Source organism: Streptomyces sp. NPDC059256 (genome assembly GCF_042753785.1).
Lineage (GTDB): Bacteria > Actinomycetota > Actinomycetes > Streptomycetales > Streptomycetaceae > Streptomyces.
Genome location: NZ_JBHYZO010000008.1, coordinates 309,953 through 328,635 on the forward strand (window position 1 = coordinate 309,953; position 18,683 = coordinate 328,635).

General features: G+C 69.0%; 4 protein-coding genes and 1 pseudogene. 1 reads left to right on the plus strand and 4 read right to left on the minus strand.

Annotation, left to right across the window (positions count from 1 at the left end; all coding sequences use genetic code 11):
* Positions 1-10 precede the first annotated feature (10 nt).
* The 4 genes from ACFXJL_RS20655 to ACFXJL_RS20670 are packed head-to-tail and all read right to left on the minus strand — an operon-like array spanning position 11 to position 18,043.
* Positions 11-1,141 (minus strand): LLM class flavin-dependent oxidoreductase, encoded by a 1,131-nt coding sequence (locus ACFXJL_RS20655; RefSeq protein WP_384694394.1) that lies wholly within the window; start codon positions 1,139-1,141, stop codon positions 11-13.
* Positions 1,138-9,306 carry an amino acid adenylation domain-containing protein gene (locus ACFXJL_RS20660; protein WP_384694397.1) on the minus strand — a complete coding sequence of 2,723 codons (8,169 nt, stop codon included), beginning with the start codon at positions 9,304-9,306 and terminating at the stop codon, positions 1,138-1,140. The genes ACFXJL_RS20655 and ACFXJL_RS20660 overlap by 4 nt, the downstream gene beginning before the upstream one ends.
* Positions 9,303-12,650: a type I polyketide synthase gene (locus tag ACFXJL_RS20665; RefSeq protein ID WP_384694400.1), complete on the minus strand. Its 3,348-nt coding sequence runs from the start codon at positions 12,648-12,650 to the stop codon at positions 9,303-9,305. The genes ACFXJL_RS20660 and ACFXJL_RS20665 overlap by 4 nt, the downstream gene beginning before the upstream one ends.
* Positions 12,650-18,043: an acyltransferase domain-containing protein gene (locus ACFXJL_RS20670; protein ID WP_384694403.1), complete on the minus strand. Its 5,394-nt coding sequence runs from the start codon at positions 18,041-18,043 to the stop codon at positions 12,650-12,652. Before ACFXJL_RS20670 ends, ACFXJL_RS20665 begins: the two co-directional genes overlap by 1 nt.
* A 452-nt stretch (positions 18,044-18,495) precedes the next feature.
* Here ACFXJL_RS20670 and ACFXJL_RS20675 point away from each other — a divergent pair.
* Positions 18,496-18,683: pseudogene (locus tag ACFXJL_RS20675) on the plus strand (IS607 family transposase); the annotation flags it as partial.

An 18,683-nucleotide genomic window follows, 5' to 3' on the forward strand; every position in this document is an offset into this window, starting at 1 on the left:
CCGCTGAGGACTATCGGCCGGACGAGGACTGCGAGGCGGCCTCGCGCGCCTGGGCCGCGAAGTCGTTGCGGCGTTCCGAGACCCATTGTTGTGATGCCCGCCGGCTCTCCAGAGCACCGGTGAAGTGCGGTGCGACGTACCGGGCGAGCAGTTCGTAGCTTCTCTTGGTCTGCTCCCGCGTGGCCCAGTCCTGGGTGTTGACCAGCAGGGTGCCGAATCCGCCGCTTTCGTCGAGCATTCGTTGGATCGCTTCGATGGCGTCGTCCACCGAGCCGATGATGGCCGTGCGCGTCTCCACCGCCACCTCTGCCTCCCGCCCCTCCGGCAGGGTCGCGGCTGCGCCGACCGTGTCGCGGACGTACTCGCGGAACCATCGGGCCATTCCGCCCTGGACCTGGCTGAGGGCCTCCTCCCGGGTCTCCGCGATGTGCACGCAGATGGCGACCCTCCATTTCGCCCGGTCCACGCTCCTGCCGTACTGGGTGGCCTCGTCCTCTGCCGCGGCCCACAACCGGGCGAGCGGCGGCTCCTCCATCCCGGGCCGTCCGGCGAAGGTGAGCGAGGACAGGCCGTACCGACCCGCCAGCCGCATCCCCCTCTCGGAGCCGGCACTGGCGACGGCCATGTCGAAGCACGGCTTCGTACGGGGCCTCAGATGCAGACGGGCGTCCCGTAGTTCGAACCAGTCGGTCTTCACGGTGACCGGTTCGTCATCGGTCAGCAGTTGTACCAGGGCGTCGAGGGACTCCCCCATCATGCGCCGCTGGTCGCCGGCCGCGATGCCCATCATGTGCGCGTCCGCGGGCGACACCCCTGCGCCCATGCCGAACATGGCCCGCCCACCGCTTTGGTGGTCGAGTTGAACGATTCGGTTCGCGGTGGTGAGGGGGTGGTGGTACGGGAGACTGACCACGCCGGTACCGAGTTTGATCCGCCGGGTCCGCTCTGCGGCGGCGGCGAGGAACAGTTCCGGTGAACTGACGGTTGACCAGCCACCGGAGTGGTGCTCACCCACCCATGCCTCTTCGATGCCGAGCACGTCCAGCCACTCGATCAGGTCCAGGTCTCGCCAGAACGCGGTCGTGGGGTCTTCGTCGAGCGAGTGGAACGGCGGGATGAACGCGCCGAAGCGGAGGGTCATCGCTGGTGTCCTTCGTCGTTGGGTCGTGGGTGCGTGAGGGTCGTGGGAGTCGCGGAGGAGTCGTCGAGCCAGGCATTCAGTGCGTCCGCCAGCAGGCTCAGTTGCGGATGCTGCATCACGGCGTAGTGGTCGCCGGGAACGTCGACGACGTGCGAGTCGGGCGGGAGCAGCTCCCGCCAGGCAGCCACCACCTCTTCGGTGGCGCCGTCCACGGCCCGGAAGAAGCGGACCGGGCCCTCGTAGGGTGCCGGCCGGTGGCGGAGCAGAGCCCGGTAGTTTCGGGCGAAGCGTCCGAAGATGGCGCCGAGGGTCTGTACGTCGATGTCGTCCGACAGCACCGACAGTCTGCGTGCCTCGGCGTGCAGCACTTCCAGGGCCTGGGTGTGGTCCCCCACCCCGCGGAAGAACTCGGCGCCGGGTTCCCAGGGCCTGTCGTTGAGTCCGCCGAGATCGCGGGCGAACCAGGACAGCAGGACCGCGTCATCGATGTGTCCGTCGTCCGTGGGTCCCGGCGGTTCCATCAGATCGATGAGGGACAGGCTCTCCACCGCACGCCCCGCCGCGCCGAGTTGTCGGGCGATCTCCAGGGCCACAACACCGCCCATGGACCAGCCTCCCAGCCTGAGGGGACCGTCGGGGACGACTGCTTTGATGGCCTTGACGTACTGGCCCGCGAGTTCTTCGACCGTGGTCGACACGGGTCCGTCGGGTACCTGAAGGGCGTAGAACGGTTGCCCTTCGTCCAGCAGTTGTGAGAGTTCGGCGTAGCAGAGGACATCGCCTCCCACCGGGTGCACGAAGAACAGCGGTGGCCTGCTCCCCTCGGTACGGATCGGGACGAGGGTCGTGCGTCGGACCGTGGTGCCGGCGTTCCGGGCGACTTCTGCGAGCAGGGCGATCGTCGGACGGGCGAAGAGGGTGGACAGGGGGATCGAGCAGCCCATACGGGTGTGGATGAGCGCCATGAGGCGCACGGCGAGCAAGGAGTTGCCTCCGAGTGCGAAGAAGTCGGAGTGCGCCCCGATGGAGGCTTCGGGGAAGAACTCGGCCCAGATGGCGGCGAGTTCCCGCTCCACCACGTCCCGCGGCGCGGTGCTGGTCGCAGCGTCATCGGGACGGGTGCCCGGGGCGGGCAGTGCGGCCCGCTCGACCTTGCCGTTCGCGGTGAGCGGTAGTTCGTCCAGTACGAGGAGGTGCTGGGGCACCATGTACGCGGGCAGTGTCTTTCCCAGTGCTTCCCGCAGCGCTCCCGGCGCATCGAGCGGATCGTGCCCCTCGTCCAGTACGACGTACGCGACGAGTTGTTTGGGCCCGCGGCGCTCGCCCAGGGCTGACACGACGGCGGCGCGCACCGCGGGGCACTGCAACAACGCCGCCTCGATCTCGCCCAGTTCGATGCGGTACCCCTGCACCTTGACCTGGAAGTCCTCCCGGCCAAGGAACTCGATGTTGCCGTCGGGCAGATACCGGCCCAGGTCACCGGTCCGGTAGAGCCGTTCGCCGGTGGAGGGGTGGCGAAGGAACGAGACGCGGTTCTTGGCCTCGTCTCCGAGGTAGCCGCGTGCGAGACCGGCTCCGCCGATGTGGAGGTGGCCGGGCACCCACACCGGGCACGGCTGCATGGCCTCGTTGAGCACATGGAACTGCTGGCTGCGCATGGGCGTGCCGTAGGGGACGCTCGTCCAGGTGGGGGCGACCTGGCCGATGGGGTACACGATCGACCAGATGGATGCCTCGGTCGCACCTCCCAGGCTCCACACCGCGGCGTCGGGCACCAGGGCGCGGATGCGGTCGGGCAGGGTGACGGGTATCCAGTCCCCACTCATCATCACCGTGCGCAGTGGTGGTGTGTCACGGTGTCCCTCGCCCAAGAGGTGCTCGACGAACATCTCCATCAGCGAGGGGACGCTGTTCCACAGCGTGACCCGGTGATCGGTGACCAGCCGGGCCCAGCGTGCGGGCTCCCGATGGGCTTGGGGCTCCGGCAGTACGATCGCGCCGCCCGCGGCGAGGATGCCGAAGACGTCGTAGACGGACAGGTCGAAGTTGAGCGCCGACAGGGCGAGTACCCGGTCTTCCTCGGTGATGCCGAAGCGCTCGTTGACGTCGAGCACGGTGTTGAGGGCGCCGCGGTGTTCGATCATCACGCCCTTGGGAGTGCCGGTCGAGCCAGAGGTGAAGATGACGTAGGCCAGATCGTCGGGGCGGGCGGTGGACGGCTCGCGGGGGTCGGCGTCCACCGAGTCCGCTGCGGGCCCGTCGACGCTCAGCAGCAGGGTTCCCTCCGGCCAGGCGGTGCGCTCCGCCACTCGACTTTGGGTCAGGACGAGGGTGATCTCCGCACGCTCCAGCAGCAGTCCCAGGCGCTCGGGCGGGATGTCCGCGTCGATGGGCACATAGGCCGCTCCTGACTTCAGCACGCCGATCGTGGCGGCGACCTGTTCCCATCCCTTCTCCATGACGATGCCGACGAGCACGCCCGGGCGGGCGCCGTGGCGGCGCAGCCAGGTGCTCAGCCGCTCGGTGCGGACGTCCAGTTCCCCGTAGGTGAGGGTGCGGTCGACCGCGATCACGGCGGTGCGTTCCGGGTGGGCGAGCGCCTGTTCGGTGAACGGCTCGTGGAGGAGGCCGGGGGGCAGTGGGGCGGAGGTGGCGTTGACGGCCTGCCGCTGCATCAGGTCGCTCTCGGGTACCAGGACGGGGGCCGGGTGCTGCCAGGACCGTTCGTCGTGGCACAGACCGCGCAGGACGTCCACGTACGCTGCGAACATGGCGTCGATCATGCCCTCGGGGAAGATCTCCTCGATGACGTCCCAGTTCACGATCAGCGCTCCGGCGTCCTCCACGACCTGGTGGTCGAGCCAGACCTGGGGAGTGCGGATGGAGCTGAAGACCTCACGGCCGCCCTGTCCGAGGGCCGTCAGATGCTGGGCGAGGCCCGTGGCAGCTGCGGAGTCTTCCTTGGCGGCGAAGTTGACCGTGCTGGCGAACACCACCGGCATGGCGGCCCGTCCGGCGCCGCCCCGGACCCGGTGGAGTTCGCGCAGCACCTCTACCCCGCTCACATGGCTGTGTTCGAGGTCGTTCCACAGTTGTCTCTGCACCCGGTCCGCGCGCAGGGCGAAGCCGTCCGTCGCCGCACTGTCGATCTCCAGGAGGGTGGTGGCGCTGAAGTTCCCCACCACGCTGCCGACCTCGGCGTGCAGGGGAAGCCGATTGAAGAAGAGGACGTTGAGGGTGAATCGGCTGGTCTTGCTCCAGGCGGCGAGGACTTGGGCGTACGCGGTGCACAGGGCCGCCGAGGGTGTGACGCCGGCAGCCGCCGCGTACTTCTTGAACCGCGCCCAGTCCTCTGCCGCTATCCGGTCGGAGCGGTGGGTGAAGGCCGGTCGGTCGAGCGTAGCGGGGTCACGGGCCAGGGGCAGTTCGGGTGCGGGAGGCAGTGACTCCACGCGCCCGCGCCAGTAGGCGAGGGAGGCGGCGTGCAACTCCGTGCCCTCGATGGACCGCGCGGTCACCACGTAATCGCGGTAGGTGATCGGCACCTCGGGGAGCACGGCGACGCCTTCGCGGTAGGCGATGGCCCATTCGCGGAACAGGAGCGAGGTGCTCCATGCGTCGATGATCAGCGCATCGAGGCCGATGTGCAGCCGGGTGCGCCCTTCGTCGACGAGTGTGGCCCGGACGTCGAACAGCGGCCAGCTCGTGGTGTCGAAGACCTGGTCCCTGACGTCCTCGTGGATCTCCCGGAGGATCCGGTCACGCTCCTGTTCGCCGCGAGAGCGCAGGTCCGTGATGTGCACCTCGTACGGGGGGACGTCAGCAAGCACCCGCTGGTGGCCGTCCTCCGTCATGACCGCGCGCAGCATGTCGTGGCGCGCGACCATCGCTTGGAATGCATCGGCCAGTCGGGGGACGTCGACGCCCTCCACATCGACCTCGATGAAGAAGTACGTCGAGACATTGCCGAGTTCGAAGGCGCTCGACCGTCCCACGAGGTATGCCTGCTGGAGATCCGTCAGCGGGAAGGGGTCGTGCCGAGCAGCGTTGTCCGGGACGAGTACGGGGAGTCGGCCGCCCTCGGGGGTCGGCCCACTGTCCGTCTCGGAAGTCTCGTTGGTTCCGTCCTGGCCGAGCAGACCGAGGATCTCCGTGCCGAGCGTGTGAACACTACGGCCGTCCAGGAAGATCACCAGCGGTAGGGAGACGCCCAGCCCAACGGAGAGTGCCTCCTTCACCTCCAAGGCCATCAGCGAATCCAGGCCGAGGTTCTGAAGTGGCTCGTGGACGTCCAGCTCCGTTTCGGCTGCGCCGAGAGCCCTGGCCACGGTGCGCGCCAGCAAGTCCCGGGCCGATTCGGGGCTCTGCGGCGTTGCGGGGGCGGCATCGGCCGTCACCGCGGTGGGCTGCCGCGCACTCCCTTCCCCGTGCTGCGGTTGCCGTGTGTTGCCGCGCAGCAGGTGATCGCGCTCCGCCCGCCTCAGGCACACCCCGTCCGCCTCGGCGAGCAGTCGACCCCGGTCGTCGTACAACCGGGCTTCGGCGAGGAGCACGGAGGTGGGGTCCGAGGACGGCAGCAGCCTCACCCGGCAGTACGTCGGACCGGTGCCACCGGAGCCGTGCAGCAGGAAGCGGTCGATGCCCACCAGCATGTAGGTGGCATCGGGAGGGCTCTCGGGGGGCAGACAGGCGAACAGGGTCTGGAACAGGGCGTCGGTCAGTCCGGGATGCAGGTGGTAGGCGTCGGACTCCCCCGGTCGGGGTGGCCTCATACGGGCGAGTGCCTCGCCCCCACCGCTGTGGAGGTGTTCGACCCACTGTGCCGAGGGGCCGAGATAGAGCTTGCGCCGCCACATGCGGCGGTAGAAGTCGTCTCCGGTGGTCTCGGTGGTGAGCCGGCTCCGGACGGCGTCCAGGTCCTCCCTGGCCGGCGTCACCGCGCGGGCCGGCCCGATGCGGCCCTGTGCGTGGAGGGCCCACGGTGCTGCCTCGTCGCCCCGACGTCCGGCGGCGAAGTACCGGAAGGTGGAACGCTCCTGACCGACGGTGTCCCGGTCGACCACGAGTTGAACGTCGGCCTGCTCGCCGGGCTCCAGGATCATGCTCTGGAGGACCAGGCAGTCCTCGACCTGCACCGGCCCGGTGCCGTACAGCTCCCGGGCCGCCTCGAACGCGGACTCCAGGTAGACGCCGATGTTGACGACCGGGAGTCCGTCCATCACGCAGTCGCCCAGACACGGGTGTGCCTCGGCGCCGATCCGGGCGGAGAACTGCACCGCGGGCAGCGGGGACGGCACCCGCTCACCGAGCAGCGTCCGTGACGGACCGGCCACCGGCGACAGAGCGGTTCCCGCGGCGGGCAGAGCTCGGGAACTCGGCTTGAACCAGTACCGGCTCCGCTGGAAGGGGTACGTGGGCAGTTCTTCCGCGAGGCGTCGGCCGCGACCCGCTTCGTACTGCGCCCAGTCGACGACCACGCCCAGCGCGTACAGGGCACCCAGACTGTCCAGCGCGACCCGCGAATCGTCCTGGCGCGGGCGCAGCGACGGCAGGAAGACCGGCGGACGGTCACTGCCCTGCCCGGTTTCGTCCGTGCCACTCGATCCGGCCGTCAGGAAGGGCTTGGCGAGGCCGCTCAGGGTGGGAGCGGGCCCCAGCTCCAGGAAGATCCGGTAGCCCTGCTGGTAGAGGGTGGTCATGCCGTCGTGGAAGCGGACGGCTCGACGCGCGTGTTCGCGCAGGTAGGTGGCGGTGAATGCCCGCTCCCCCGTCAGGGGCTGCCCGGTGACATTGGAGATGAGCGGGATGCGGGGGGCGCGGAACGTCACTTCGGCCGCCTCCCGTTCGAAGGCGTCGAGCGCCGGCTCCATCAGGGGTGAGTGGAAGGCCCGGTTGGTGGCCATCCGCTTCGCTCGGACGCCCTGTCCGGCCAGGACCGACAGCAGGGCGGTCACGGCGGCTTCGGTTCCCGAGACGACGACGCTCTGCGGTCCGTTGACCGCCGCGATCGAGAGTTCCGCCGCGTACGGCTCCAGCGCGGAAGCCACCTGCTCCGGTGCCGCGAAGACCGCCGCCATGGCCCCTTCCCGGGTGAGCTCGTGCATCAGCTGCCCTCGGCGGGCGGCCAGCCGCAGAGCGTCGTCGACGTCGAGCACACCGGCGACACAGGCCGCCACCAGTTCCCCGATGCTGTGTCCGAGTACGGCGGAGGGTTCGATGCCCCAGGAGCGCCACAGTTGGGCCAGTGCGTACTCGACGGTGAACAGCGCCGGTTGCGTCCAGCACGTGTCGTGGATGAGGTCGGCGTCCTCGGGCACGGGGTCGAGCACGGACAGCAGGGGGCGGTCCGTCAGCGGGCGCAGCACCTCGGCGCAGTGGTCGACGACGTGTCGGAAGACGGGTTCGGTCGCATAGAGGGAGCGAGCCATGCCCGCGTACTGTGCGCCCTGTCCGGTGAAGAGGAAGACCACCCGCGGATCGGACACCGCAGTGACGTGCCCGCGGCGGCTGCCCGCCGGCTGATCGCCCGCGGCGCATCCGGCCAGCCGCTGTCCCATCTCCGCCGCGGATGAAGCGGTCACCGCGAGCCGGTGGGGGAAGTGGGACCGGCCCGTGGCCGCGGTGTAGCAGATGTCGGCGAGTTCGACGTCCGTGGCGGTCGCGAGACGGTCGCCGTAGCTGGCGGCGAGAGCGGTGAGCGCGGCCGGGCTCTTGGCGGAGAGCGTCAGGAGTTGCGCGGTGCGCTCCACGGAGGCCGGCGTTTCCGGCGCGGGCTCTGCGGGCGCCTCCTCGACGATCAGATGGGCGTTCGTACCGCTGGCTCCGAAGGAACTCACCCCGGCGATGCGGACCCTCTCGCCGCGGGGCCACGGCACTCCGCGCGTCGGGATCTCCAGGGACAGGTCCTCGATGCCGATCTCCGGGTTGACCTCGGACAGGTGCAGGTGCGGCGGTATGCGCTCGTGCCGCAGGGACTGCACGACCTTGATGAGACCTGCGACGCCCGCGGCGGGCTCCAGATGGCCGACGTTCGTCTTGACCGATCCGACGAGCAGCGGGCCTGCCGCGCCGCGGTTCCCGAGCACTGCGTCCAGGGCGCGCAGCTCAAGCGGGTCACCGAGCGGGGTTCCCGTGCCGTGCGTCTCCACGTAGTCGACCTGTGCCGGCTCCACGGACGCCGCTCGCAGGGCCTGCCGGACCACGGCCTGTTGGGCGGCGGAGTTGGGCACGGTCACTCCGCTGCTGCGCCCGTCCTGGTTGACGGCTGATCCTCGGACGAGTGCGAGTATCCGGTCGCCGTGGGCACGGGCGTCGGAGAGTCTCTTCAGTACGACGACTCCGCAGCCCTCGCTGCGCACGTAGCCGTCGGCGCGCGCGTCGAACGTCTTGCAGCGGCCGTCCGCCGCGAGCATGTGCGCTTGGGACGCCACGACGAACCACTCGGGTGCGAGCAGCACGTTCACGCCACCGGCGAGGGCCAGGTCGGTTTCCCCCGATCTCAGGCTCTGACACGCCAGGTGCACCCCCACCAGGGAGGACGAGCAGGCGGTGTCGACGGAGAGGCTGGGGCCGTTGAGCCCGAGCCAGTAGGAGAGCCGGCCGGCGGCGAAGGTGGACGCGTTGCCGGTGAGTCCGTAGGCGTCCAGGTCGACCGGGTCGACCTGCTGCATCTGTGCCTGCATGTAGTCGTAGGTCGTGACCCCGAAGTAGACCCCTGTGTCCGAGCCCATGAGTCCGGCCGGTGCTTGGCCTGCGTGTTCGAGCGCCTCCCAACTCACCTCCAGCAGCAGACGCTGCTGGGGATCGAGGGCGGCGGCCTCCCGGGGGGAGACACCGAAGAACGCCGGGTCGAACTGGTCGACCTGGTTCAGGAAGCCTCCTCGTCGCGTGGACATCTTCCCGGGTGCGTTGGGGGTGGGGTCGTAGAAGCCCTCCACGTCCCAACGGGAGGCGGGTATCTCTCCGATGCCGTCTCCGCCGCTGTCCAGGAACTCCCAGAAGGTCGTGGGACTGTTGGCGCCCCCGGGCATCCGGCATCCCATGCCGACGATGGCGATGGGCTCCGTCCTCGCCCGTTCCGCTTCGTCGAGCTCGGTGCGCAGCCTGCGTATCTCGCGCACGCTCTGGGCGAGGACGGACTGCCGTTCCACACCGTCGTCTGTCATCGGGAGCCTCCTGCGGTACGGGTCGACGCGCGGACCTCTTCGGCCAGCAGGGCGAGCAGTTCGTCTTCCGGGAGATCGCCCATGGCGTCCGGGTCGGGCAGGACGGTGCGCGAGGGAACGGATGCCTCCCTGGCCCGGGCCTCGTTGGGCGGGGGCTGTGAGGGCGTTGGCGGACTGTCGGGCAGGGCCGTCGGTGTGCCCAGCAACCGCTCCGCGAGTGCGAGCAGATGGGCGGAGAGCGCCCCCACCGAGGGGTGTTCGAACATGATGGGCGCGGGCAGCTTGCGTCCGAACCCGTTTTCGAGCCGGACTCGTACGCGGGCGGCGAGCATCGAGTCCATGCCCATCTGGAAGAAGCCCGCGTCCGCTTCGATGCGCTCCGGGGCCATCTCCAGGATGTCCGCCACCGCGTCGCGCACGAACGCGAGGACCATGTTCAGCCGCCCGGCGCCGGTGGTGGGTAGCAGCCGGTCGAGCAGCGCCGCCTGTTGGCTGCGCGGGGCCGTCTGCTGTGGCCGGGGGGAGTCCGCCCCGCGCGCGGGCGCAGGTGGGGCGGCGGTGCTTCTCGCACTGGTGTCACGGAACCAGAACCGTTCGTGTTGCCACGTGTAACCGGGTAGCGGAACCGAGCGCCCCCGCATCGGCACCGGCAGGTTCACCGGGATGTCGTGGACATGCAGTGCAGCGAGGATCTCCAACGTCCCGTGGGTCTCCGGCTCATCGCGCCGCATGGCCGGCAACGCCAGCCCGTCCCGCTCACGGACATCGAATGCCTGCTCCACTGCGGACAACAGGACGGGGTGCGGGCTCATCTCCAGGAACACCCCGTGGTCCCGGGTGATGAGGCCCTGCACCGCATCCCAGAACAGGACGGGCTCCCGGAGGTTGCGCATCCAGTAGTCCGCGTCGAACTCCGAGCCGTCGGACCAGGTTCCCGTCACCGTCGACAGGATGGGGATGCGGGAGGGCCGGGGTCGCAGGTCGGCAAGATCCGCGAGGAGTTCGTCCCGCAGCACATCGACCTGCGGACTGTGGGAGGCGACGTCGACCTTCACCGGCCGGCAGAACACCCCACGCCCGCGCAGCTCCTCCGCCAGGTCGACCAGAGTCCCCGGATCACCTGACAGCACGGTCGACGTGGGGCTGTTGCTGACGGCCACGGACACCTCGTCGCGGCATCCCTCGATGAGCCGGTCGGCCTCGTCCAGCGGCAGGGCGATGACCAGCATCGCTCCCTGGCAACTGATGCGGCGGAGCAGGGCGCTGCGCCGGCAGATGATGCGGGCGGCATCCCCCAGGGTGAGCGCTCCCGCGACATAGGCCGCCGCGACCTCTCCCATGCTGTGCCCCACCACCGCGTCGGGTTCCAGGCCGAACGAGCGACATCGCGCCGCGAGACCCACGGCGAGGGCGAACAGCGCAGGCTGGATCAGATCGATGCGGTCGAGCGTCGCCGTCTCCTCGATCCTCATGACCTCGTCGATGATCGAACGTCCGCCGAGCCAGTGGCGCATGGCGTCATCGCACTCGGTCACCGCGGCCCGGAACACCGGGCAGACCGTCAGCAGTTCCCGACCCATGCCCGCTCGTTGGGACCCCTGACCCGGGAAGACGAAGACGACTCCGTCCGCCACGGAGCTTCCGGCGTGGCCCGTGACGGCTCCGGCCGGCTCCTCCCCCTCCAGCCAGCTCGTCAGCCGGGCCGCCGCATCCTGATGCGAGCCGGCCACCACGGCGAGTCGGTGCTGGTGACGGGTGCGGCGGACCGTGGCCGTATGGACGAGGTCGGCGAAGTCTTGAGCACGGCCATCGGACGAGAGGAGGTGGTCGCGGTAGGCCCGCACCATGGGCGCCAGGGCGTCGGCCGTGGCCGCGGACACCGGCAACAGCCAGGGGCCCTCCTCGGACGGGTTCCTCGCCGCTTCGCCATCGGTGTCCGCCGGAGCCGGGCCGAGGATCACATGGGCGTTCGTACCGCCCGCGCCGAAGGAACTGACCGCCGCGTGGCGCCGCTCGTCGGGAACCTCCCAGGTGCGCAGGGAGGTCGGGATGGACAGCCGGGTCCCGTCGAGGTCGATGTGCGGGTTGACGGTCGACAGATGCAGATGCGGGGCGATGGCGCTGTGGTGGATGCTGAGCACCGCCCGGATCAGTCCGGCCATGCCCGCGCCGGCTTCCAGATGGCCGATGTTCGTCTTCACCGAGCCGAGGGCGCACGGGGAAGCTCCCCCTCTCGGATCACCGTAGACCGCGCTGAGCGCTTCCACCTCGATCGGGTCGCCGAGTTCCGTTCCCGTACCGTGCGCCTCCAGGAGCGTCACCTGGGACGGCTCGATGCGGGCGTTGCGGAGGGCCTGTCTGATCACGGCGCGTTGCGACAGTCCATTGGGGGCGGTCAGTCCGTTGGTCAGGCCGTCCTGGTTGACGGCCGAGCCGCGGATGACGGCCCAGATCCGGTCGCCGTCTGCGGTGGCGTCGGAGAGCCGCTTGAGCACCAGTGTCCCGACGCCCTCACCACGGGCGTATCCGTTCGCCTGCGCGTCGAAGGTCTTGCACCTGCCGTCGGGGGCGAGCGGCAATCCCTTGGCGTGTGCCAGGGCCATGTGGGGCGACAGGATCAGGTTCATGCCGCCGACCACCGCCGTGTCACATTCCCGGGAGCGCAGGCTCTGGCAGCCGAGGTGCACCGCGACAAGGGAGGAGGAGCAGGCGGTGTCGACCGTCAGGCTGGGCCCGCGCAGGTCGAGCAGGTAGGAGAGGCGGTTCGAGATGATGCAGTTGGTCCCGCCGACCACGGTGTAGTCGTCAATGGCAGTGACGTCCTGGACCTGGAGTTGAAGGTAGTCCGAGGCGTTGGCACCCACGAAGACACCGGTTTCGCTGGCCCGTAGTTTCTCCCGGGTCAGTCCGGCGTCCTCCAACGCCTCCCAGGCCACTTCGAGGAAGTGCCGCTGCTGGGGGTCCATTCGGCCCGCTTCACGCGGCGATATGCCGAAGAAGTAGGGGTCAAAACGGTCGACGCCTTCGATGAACCCTCCGTACACCGGAGCAGCGACTCCGTCCTGCGCCGACGCACCGCTTCGCCCGCGAAGCTCTCGACGTTCTTCCGGGATCTCCCCGATGGTGTCGACTCCTTCGGAGACCACCTTCCAGAAGGCTTCGGGCGACGACACGCCACCCGGCAAGCGGCATCCCATCCCGACGATGGCGATGGCTTCCCGCTTCGCGCGTTCCAGTACGTCGAGCTTGCCGCGCAGTTGTCGTACGGCCGCGAGGGCATGGGTGACGGTGGCGTCCGCTGATGCTGTCGCCGCGTTCGTCGTCGGACCTGGTGTGCCGCTCATCAGATGGTCTCCATCCGCTCGTTGAGCTCGGCCAGTTCACGTTCGAGCAGTTCCTCTGGTGTCCCGGCGCCGGGCTGTCGCCCTGTGCCTCCGTCTCCGCCTGTGCCTTCCACAGGTGCGGTCGGGGACCCTTCGGTGGGCGCGATCGCGTCGTCCAGCTCCAGGCGCAGCTTCTCGGCCAGGAAGGGGGCGATCTCACGAACGGTCGGGTAGTTCCAGATGAGCGTGGCCGACAGGGGTATCCCGAAGACCGCCTCCAGCCGGTTCCGCAGCTCCAGGGACATCAGGGAGTCGATTCCCAGGGACTTCAGCGGGCGGTCTGTCTCGACCCTGCGCGCGGGCAGTCGCACCACCTGCGCGACGTTTTCCCGCACCGCCGATTCCAGGGCGGCGCGCCGCTCGGGACCGCTCGGCAGTGCGGCGATGCTCGCGCGCAGTCCACCGGTCGTGGCAGCGAGCGGGACCTGGCCGTCCGTCGCGGTCGCCCCGGGCCGCCCGGCCAGGACGGGCACGGACCGCAGCAAGACGATGCGCAGACCGGTCACGTCGACGAGCAGGGTGCCGTCCGGGCCGTACACCCGCACGTCGGCTTCGCGTTGGCCGTCTGCGGTGGCACGGCAGGTGGAGTGTGCCCACACCTCGCCGCGGACGGCCCCGTGGACGGTCACCCTCCCCATGCCTTCGCTCAGGAAGCCGCCCGATGCCCGCCACTCGCCGTCGAGGAGCGGTGCCACGGCCGACTGCAACGCACAGTCGAGCAGTGCCGGGGCGACGAGGTAGTCGGTGCCGGGTAGCTCGGGCGGGGTGTCGAGGCGAATCTTCGCCAGGGCCTCATGGTCGTTGCGCGCGATGTCCTGGATGCCGCGGAAGGCAGGGCCGTAGTCGAGACCGCAGGTGGCCAGCGCCCGGTAGTAGTCGGATCCGTCGAGCGTTTGGGCCATCCGCCCGGCCAGACGTTCGATGTCGGTCGGTTCGGCTCGTCGGCCGGAGTCGGCCGTGGACAGCGACGCCTGGGCGACACAGACCGGACCGTTGTCCTCCGGGACGAAGAAGCGTATGCGGGCTTCCCGTTCGTGGGTCCCCTCCAGTACCACCTGAACCCGTGTGGGTCGGTTCTGAGAAAGGACCATCGCCTGTTGGAAGAGCACGTCGGACAGCACGTGCCCGGGACCGTCCCACACCTGGCCGGCCGCCGCGAGGGCCATCTCGACGAATCCCGCGCCGGGCATCACGGCGGCCCCGCCGATCCGATGGTCGCCCAAGTCGGCGGTATCGGCCCCGAACTCCATCTGCCAGTAGTGGGTGCCCGGTTGTACGGCCGAGTCGATCCGTTCACCGAGCAGTCCACGGCGCGGTACGAGTCCGGCACCCGAGCGAGGTGCCCGGTCGGAGCGCTCGTGCCAGAAGCGCTCCCGCTGCCACGGGTAGTGCGGCAGTCGCCGACCGCGCCGGGCGGGAGTCACCGCCCGGTCGACACGCGTCGCCGCCCCCAGCACGTGCAGCCTGCCGAGAGAGGCGAGTAGCGTGTCCCGCTCGTTCTCGTTCCTGCGCAGCGAAGGGATCACCGTCACCGGGCCACCGCACTCCGCGGCAACCTGCTCGACCGCGGGGAGCAGGATGGGGTGGGGGCTCATCTCGACGAAGGCGTGCACCCCTTCCCGTACGAGACGGGCCACCTGGGCGCCGAAGAGGACCGGTTCACGGAGGTTGTCGGCCCAGTAGTTCTCGTTCAACCGGGTGCCGTCCAGGACGGCTCCGGTGACGGTCGAGTAGACGGGTACGGTCCCCGGGTGGTGGGCGATGCCCTTCAGGGCTGCCAGGAGGTCCGGGCGCAGCGGGTCCATCTGGGGGCTGTGGGAAGCCACGTCCACCTTCACCCACCGACAGAACACCTGTCCGCGTTCCAGTTGTTCGGCAATCTCGGCCAGGGCCTCGCGGTCGCCGGAGAGGACCGTGGAGCGCGGACTGTTGCTGACGGCGACGGAGACCTTGTCCTCCCTGCCCACGAGGACCTCCCGCGCCTGGTCCACGGTGAGTTCGACGGCGAGCATCGCGCCCTGTCCACTGGTGCGGCGGAGCAGGCGGCTGCGCAGACAGATGATCCGTGCCGCGTCCTCGATGCCCAGCACGCCGGCGACATGGGCCGCGGCCACCTCTCCCATGCTGTGTCCCACCACGGCGTACGGTTCCACGCCCCAGGAGCGCCACAGGGCTGCCAGCGCGACTTCGACGGCGAAGAGAACGGGCTGGACGACATCGATGCGGTCGACGATCAGGTCGGTGTCACCGGATGTCAGCTCGGCTTCGATCGACCAACCGACATGGGCGCGTGCTGCCGTGTCGCACGCGCGGATGGCCGCGTGGAACACCGGCTCGCTGCGGATGAGTTCCCTGCCCATGCCGATCCACTGGGAGCCCTGGCCGGGGAAGACGAACGCGACCCTGGGCCTGCTCTGCGCGGCTGTGCCCGTGGTGTGGAGTGCTGGGTGGTTCTCACCGCGGGCGTGAGCCGACAGGGCTTCGACGAGTTCCGTCTCGGTTCGCACGGAGAGCGCGAGTCGATGGGAATGGTGAGCCCTGCGCAGGGCTTCCTGTGCCAGGGCCGGCAGTCCCCCGGTCCTGTCGTCCGGGTCGGATCCGGATGAGCTCAGGCGTTCGGCCGCCTGGCCGGCGAGGTCGCGCAGTGCCTCGGGGCACTTGGCCGACAGGGTGAACAGTTCGTTGACCGGCTCGGCGTCCGCGCCCGGCAGGCGTACCGCCGTCCCGAGCCGCGCGAGCGCCGTCAGTGTCTCGACCAGTCCGGTGCGATCGTCCGCGTCGCGTCGCATCGTGGTCATGACGGTCGCGGTCCGGCCGGAGTCCTCAACGCTCTGCTGTAGGGCCGAGGCGAGCACCGGGTTGGCACTGATCTCCACCAGGACATCGAACTTCTCGCTGAGCAGATGCGCCGTCGCGTCGGCGAGCCGGACCTGCTCGCGCAGGTTCCGGACGAAGTACGCCGGGCCGACGTCCCGCCAGTCCAGGGGCTGTCCGGTCACGGAGGAGATGACGGGGATGCGACCTGGCTTCCCGGTCAGTCCTTCGATGGCACGCTCCAGATCGGCCGTGATCGGGTCGATGGCGGCGGTGTGGGCGGGCAGATCGACACGGATCATGGCGCACAGCACCCCCTCGGTCTTCAGTTGGGCGACGAGCGCCTCCAGCTCCGAGCGATCGCCCGCCAGTGCCGTACTACGCGGTCCGTTGCGGGTGGCGACGGCCACCGAGGAGGGCGAGCGGGCCAGGCGTTCCTCCAGTTCGACTGCCGAGAGTTCGAAGACGGCCATGCCCCGGTCGGAGCCGGCCACCCGGCGCTGCTGATCGCTGTAGTGGTGGACCAGTCGTACGGCGTCCGGCAGGTCGAGCACACCCGCGATCACGCACGCGGCGATCTCCCCGAGGCTGTGGCCGACGACGGCACCTGGCCGGACTCCGGCGGCTTCCAACCAAGTGGCCAGCCCTACCTGGATCGCGAAGACGATGGGCTGCATGACGCCCACGTCATCGGTGCGGGCGCACTCCTCGGTCAGGAACAGCTCTTCCACCAGGGACCACCCGGTGTACTGCATGAGTTCCCGGTCGCACTCCATGAGGACGGCCCGGAAGACCGGTTCGGTACGGAAGAGGTTGCGTCCCATGCCGACCCACTGCTGCCCGTACGGCGAGCAGACGAAGGCGACCCGGGGCCGTCCCGGAATGCCGCGTGCGGTGACATCGGGCAGCGCGACGGGGGTCGGTTCCCGATGGCCCTCGACCACCACATGGACGTTGGTACCGCCCCAGCCGAAAGCACTCACCCCCGCGTACGCAGGGCCCGTGGCAGGCCATGGCTCGGTCTCCGTGGGCACCTTGAGCCGCAGGTCATCGAAGGGAACGTGCGGGTTCGGGGTGTCGAAGTGGAGGTTCCGCGGTACTTTGCGGTGCTTGAGCGTCAAGGCAGTCTTGATGAAGCCGGCGATTCCGGCCGCGGCTTCCAGGTGGCCCAGGTTGGTCTTGACCGAACCGATGCGCAGCGGGCGGTCCTCCGCCCGCCCTGCGCCGAGGACCGCGCCCAGCGCCATGGCTTCGATGGGGTCTCCGAGCGCGGTCCCCGTGCCGTGCGTCTCGACGAAGTGCACCTCGTCCGGTGCGACCCGGGCGCGGTGGTAGGCAGTGCGCAGCACTTCTTCCTGCGCCACCGGGTTGGGAGCCGTGAGTCCGTTGCTCAAGCCGTCGTTGTTGGCAGCCGTACCGCGGATCGTGCACCAGATGTCGTCGCCGTCGGCGAGCGCCCTGGTCAACGGCTTGAGGACGACGACCCCACATCCCTCGCCACGGCCGAAGCCGTCGGCCCGCGCGTCGAATGCCTTGCAACGGCCGTCCGGGGACAGCCCGCCGAACCTGCTGAGGGACACCATGGTCTCGGGACTCAGCAGCAGGTTGACTCCCCCGGCGATGGCCATCGAGGACTCACCGCTCACGATGCTCTGGCAGGCGAGGTGCAGGGCCAGAAGCGAGGACGAGCACGCGGAGTCGAGGACGACACTGGGGCCGCGGAGCCCGAGGACGTAGGACAGCCTGTTGGCGACCATGTTCAGCGCCCGCCCGGTGGCCGAGTGCGAGGACAGGCTCGCTGGATCGCCGCAGGCGAGGTCCGCGTAGTCGTGCCAGATCGCCCCGGCGAACACTGCGGTGTCACTACCCATGAGACTACTCTGAGTGATAGAGGCGTCTTCCAATGCCTCCCAAGCGACTTCAAGAAACAGCCGTTGCTGCGGATCCATTTCCTGGGCTTCTCGCGGGGAAATCCCAAAGAAGAGCGGATCGAATTCATCTATTTGACCATCGAGGAATCCGGCTTCCATCGTCGTCATACCACCGGAAGCCACCGGATCTTCGCCGCCGGGGGGACGCGCGTCCCATCTCCCAGTCGGAACGGAACTTACCGCATCGACCCCGGATTCCAACAGCCGCCAGAAAGTTTCGATATCGCCGGCACCAGGGAAGCGGCACGCCATGCCCACGACCGCAACGACCTCGCCCTGGCGACGATCACCGCGACCCATCGGGCGCTTCACTGCGCCCGCCTCCTCGGCGACCTCACCCATCGCCACCCTGGCCGCCAGCGCTCCAATGGTCGGGTGAGACCACATAAGTGCAGGCGAAAGATGTCTTCCTAGCTCACGAGAGAGCTCCGCCATCAGGGTCGTGGCGCGCATCGAGTCCACCCCCAACCCGGCGAGCAGCTCATCGTCACCCACTTCGCCCCTCGACCGACCCACCAGCGCGGCCACCCGACTTCGAAGCCACACGGCAACGCCCTCAGACGTCACCAGGCCACCGATCGCCGTCCCTTCGGTATCACGTAATGACACCGCTTACCCCCGTCCTAACGACGCCGGGCGCCCAGCGCCCACATTAGGAAATGAATTATTAGCAGAAGAAGGATTTCCGTCCGAACGGACGTTGTGGCGGCATCCATGGATACCAGGCCGAACCACCAGCCACGCAGACACTACGTATGAAGAAGAGACTAAGTCAAGGACCTTTACTCTTGGTTAAGGCGATCAATTCGGAGTATTTGATTCCGCCGCATTCACCAGCATTTATCGGCGCCATAACGCGGTAACGGAAAGTGATGACTACGCGCCGTAAACCCTGGCTGTGAAATCTCTGTGACGATTCCCCCCAGTCTCCGGACACAAGAGTGCCCGCCGGTGTACGTACCGGCGGGCACCCTCGTGCCACACGAGGGGGTGAAAGCTGCTACAGATTTTCTAGTCATTCATAGTCACTTCTAGTCGTACGTCCCGGATATCTTGATCTTGTGAAGCTTTCGGAGTGGGCGCGGCAGCAGGGCGTGAGTTACCAGACCGCCTGGCGATGGGTGAAGGACGGCAAGATGCCCGTTCCAGTCACCCAGGCGCCGTCCGGGACCTGGCTGGTCGCCGTGCCCGCTCCGGATGCCTCTGCGGTGTCGGGGCGGGTGGTGGCGTACTGCCGTGTCTCGTCAGT

What these genes read in the sequence shown, in the direction of transcription:
- ACFXJL_RS20665 (WP_384694400.1), bottom strand. Translation starts at nt 12,650, where the DNA reads ATGAGCGGCACACCAGGTCCGACGACGAACGCGGCGACAGCATCAGCG.
- ACFXJL_RS20655 (WP_384694394.1), bottom strand. Translation starts at nt 1,141, where the DNA reads ATGACCCTCCGCTTCGGCGCGTTCATCCCGCCGTTCCACTCGCTCGAC.
- ACFXJL_RS20660 (WP_384694397.1), bottom strand. Translation starts at nt 9,306, where the DNA reads ATGACAGACGACGGTGTGGAACGGCAGTCCGTCCTCGCCCAGAGCGTG.